General features: G+C 63.6%; 1 protein-coding gene. It reads left to right on the top strand.

The window, feature by feature from the left end; all coding sequences use genetic code 11:
* Positions 1 to 1,586 (top strand): immunoglobulin-like domain-containing protein (locus ACFY68_RS26145; RefSeq protein ID WP_387533585.1); only part of this gene is annotated, 1,586 nt, incomplete at both ends.

The following is a 1,586-nucleotide window of genomic DNA, read 5'->3' as shown; positions in this document are numbered from 1 at the left end:
TCGGTGTCGGCACCAGTCACGGGCAGCCCGCTGGTGGTCACGCTGGCCAACGGTCAGAGCATCACCATCGGCGTCGGCGAGTCGTCCGGCTCGGTCGACTTCGTTGCGCCAAACAACGTCTACAACACCAATACTCCGCTGACCAACAGCATCAGTGAAGTGTCGGGTGGTAACTACGAGAAGCTCGAAACTGCGGGTAACCCGACCACTACCGTCACCGACAGCCCGGATACCCAGGCCACCACCAATCTGGTGTTGACCGCTACCGGTGATGTCGCCGAAGGCGGTCAGATCGTCTACACCGCCACCCTGAGCAACCCAGCCGGCACGGCGATGACCGTGACCCTGAGCAACGGCGCGACCATCAACATCGCGGCCGGCCAGGCGACTGGCCAGGTGACGGTCGCGGCACCGGCCGATGACGTCTACAAAGACGCCGGTCAGGTCAAAGTAAGTGTGACCGGCACTACCGGCGGCGACTTCGAGAAGCTGGCGGTCAACCCGGCCGAAGCCGTCACCAACGTCAGCGACACCATCGACACGTCGACCGTCACCCTGACCGCCACTCCAAGCGTGGTCGAGGGCGGTACTGTGCTGTACACCGCCTCGGTGTCGGCACCTGTGACTGGTTCGCCACTGGTCGTGACCCTGGCCAACGGCCAGAGCATCACCATCGGCGTCGGCGAATCGTCCGGCTCGGTCAACTTCACCGCACCGAACAACGTCTACAACACCAACGCCCCGCTGACCAACAGCATCAGCAAGGTTGAAGGCGGCAATTACGAGCAGCTCGAAACTGCAGGTAACCCGACCACTACCGTCACCGACGGTCCAGACACCCAGGCCACCACTGACCTGGTGCTGAGCGCCACCGGCGATGTCGCCGAAGGCGGGCAGATCGTCTACACCGCCACGCTGAGCAACCCAGCCGGCACGGCAATGACCGTGACCCTGAGCAACGGCGCGACCATCAACATCGCGGCCGGCCAGACTACTGGCCAGGTGACGGTCGCGGCGCCAGCCGATGACGTCTACAAAGACGCCGGTCAAGTCAAAGCCACCATCACCGGTACCACCGGCGGTGACTTCGAGAAGCTGGCGGTCAACCCGGCCGAAGCTGTCACCAACGTGAGCGACACCATCGACACGTCGACCGTGACCCTGACCGCCACTCCAAGCGTGGTCGAGGGCGGTACCGTGGTGTACACCGCTTCGGTGTCGGCACCAGTCACGGGCAGCCCGCTGGTGGTCACGCTGGCCAACGGTCAGAGCATCACCATCGGCGTCGGCGAGTCGTCCGGCTCGGTCGACTTCGTTGCGCCAAACAACGTCTACAACACCAATACTCCGCTGACCAACAGCATCAGTGAAGTGTCGGGTGGTAACTACGAGAAGCTCGAAACTGCGGGTAACCCGACCACTACCGTCACCGACAGCCCGGATACCCAGGCCACCACCAATCTGGTGTTGACCGCTACCGGTGATGTCGCCGAAGGCGGTCAGATCGTCTACACCGCCACCCTGAGCAACCCAGCCGGCACGGCGATGACCGTGACCCTGAGCAACGGCGCGACCATCAACATCGC

This window comes from Pseudomonas sp. NPDC012596, from assembly GCF_042902325.1.
Classification (GTDB): Bacteria; Pseudomonadota; Gammaproteobacteria; order Pseudomonadales; family Pseudomonadaceae; genus Aquipseudomonas.
This window is presented reverse-complemented; position numbering and strand designations above follow the sequence as displayed.